General features: G+C 40.5%; 1 protein-coding gene. It reads left to right on the forward strand.

Annotated features, from left to right (window positions below; all coding sequences use genetic code 11):
• Positions 1-420: hypothetical protein (locus tag JHD69_RS20495; RefSeq protein WP_199142163.1), on the forward strand; the 420-nt coding region annotated here is incomplete at both ends.

Genomic DNA, 420 nt, shown 5'->3' on the forward strand with positions numbered 1-420 from the left:
TTACAGATCCACTTACAGGTGTGTTAAGATCAATTTCTACGTCATCTTTTGTTAATATTTACAATGCAAATGGTTCACTAACAAGTAACAGAACAGTAACTTTAGCTGGAAATAGCCTTAGGTTTACTTCACCGGAAAGAGTTATTAGGTTTGATCCAAATGGCCGTATTGGCTCTGAGGCACAAGGTACACACGATGCAGATATATCTGTGAGTTCGGGTTCTGGAGCTACTTCTAATCGTTTTGATTTGCAGTCTTTTCCAAGTGGTCAGGTTAATTTAACAGCAACCGGGGCGGGAGTTCAGCAACTGTTGATAACTACCCACATGACAACAAATCCAGCACCGTTAATATTTTCAACAAGTGCAGGTGGTAATGCTTCGGGAACCGAAAAAATGCGTATTACAGGTACAGGTAATG

The organism is Pedobacter sp. ASV12 (assembly GCF_016429155.1).
Lineage (GTDB): Bacteria > Bacteroidota > Bacteroidia > Sphingobacteriales > Sphingobacteriaceae > Pedobacter.